Annotated in this window: 2 protein-coding genes; one reads left to right on the plus strand and one right to left on the minus strand. The window is 51.8% G+C overall.

Translation table 11 applies throughout. The annotated features are described in order from the left end of the window. The coding region (locus ACOCD2_RS19855; RefSeq protein WP_419583254.1) for a hypothetical protein at window positions 1-188 on the plus strand (188 nt) is incomplete at its 5' end. A gap of 189 nt (window positions 189-377) precedes the next feature. Here ACOCD2_RS19855 and ACOCD2_RS19860 read toward each other — a convergent pair. Continuing rightward, window positions 378-1,424, minus strand: a 1,047-nt coding sequence (locus ACOCD2_RS19860) for a TraM recognition domain-containing protein (RefSeq protein ID WP_294042914.1), incomplete at its 5' end; no start/stop codon positions are given.

Genomic DNA, 1,424 nt, shown 5'->3' on the forward strand with positions numbered 1-1,424 from the left:
TCTTCCAGCGGATTCCAGACGGTTCCAGATGTATTGCATGTTACCGTCAGGCACAGCAGGCGTGGAATCGGGTCAATCGTTCGGCTGATGAAACAATCAATTATGCAGTTGTCATTCTGACAAGGCTTGCCTTCGTTCACCAGGTCACAGGTCGAACGAATACCATTTGTCAGGCACGTGTGGAATAGACAGGTGCCGGATATGTCGTCCGGCACGATATCAAGCAAATAACGAGACAGTGCCAGTAGAAAGTCGTCAATGTTGCTCCAGTAACTTTTAATCTTTTTGTATTGGCTTCGGCATCCACAATACCGTATGGAGTCCAGGAGTACCTGGCGTGGCGAATTATGCGGCAGCTTGCGTTTACAGACCATGGTTTATGCCGCCGTTTCAGGTTGTTCTTCAACAAGGATAGGAATCCACCCTTTGATCAGGCGCCCCTCCGGAACTCGCATGACGTAATGTAGGTTGGGCAGTTGCCCAAGAAGCGCCGCCGGGAAAAGCTCCGACTCTTCTGCGGTAGTACGCTCACCATAAGAGTTTGAATGCAGAATAGGTGCTTCGCCATCGGTGTTCATCCCGGTATTTATCTGCCGGGTGGTGATTCTCGTCTTATGCAATGTTTCGGCGATATATTCCTGGGTGGGGCCATCCAGTAGGCGTAATGCGATAATAGTGTTGATGTTGGCCAGGATTTGTCGGGCTTTGTCCTCGGAGCCCAAGCGGGCAGAAAAGTCAGAAAGCGTCTGAGTACAAACAACCACATTGAAGCCGGCGCCCCGGGACTTGTTGAGCAGTTGAATGAAAGCGCTTTCATCAACGACTTCGGCGGCCTCATCTACAAAGACCCAAACCCGGCGCTTTTTTCCGGAATCAAAGTTGTACCGATGGCCGGCCACGCTGGTCAACTCGGACAAGAACAGGCTGCCGATAGCACTGCCGGTCATTCCGTCACTGAGGCTGTCCAGGCCGATGTAGCAGACCTGATTTCGGTTAATGAGCGAGGACAGGTTTCCTATTTCTCTTGGGTCATCGGATTCCGGAACAGGTGAAAGCAGCTCACCCATGTGAGAGGACGTCAGGATATTGAGCACAGGAAGCAATGAAGCTATCATCTTTTGCAAGTGGTCCCGCTCGTGATCCGACATGGCGATAAGGCCGTCGATAGCAATAAGAGGGTGTTCCTTGCCGATGTTTTCACGGTAATACCGGGTGTAGGCTTTGACGCGGCCGACCACGGAGGAAGCGTTATTCTCATAACGCTGGATTTTTTCAGATTCCTGCCAATCGCTACCCAGGTGTTCAGCGAAGTATATCTCGAACACTTCGAGCAGAAGGTCTTCGACACCACCTTCCAGGCACCGGCGGATTTTCAACAGGGTAGGCTCCATACGGGCGGCCAGCATGCCCTGAATCACCTTATC

The sequence above is a fragment of the Thiolapillus sp. genome, from assembly GCF_048562965.1.
GTDB lineage: Bacteria > Pseudomonadota > Gammaproteobacteria > Chromatiales > Chromatiaceae > Thiolapillus > Thiolapillus brandeum_A.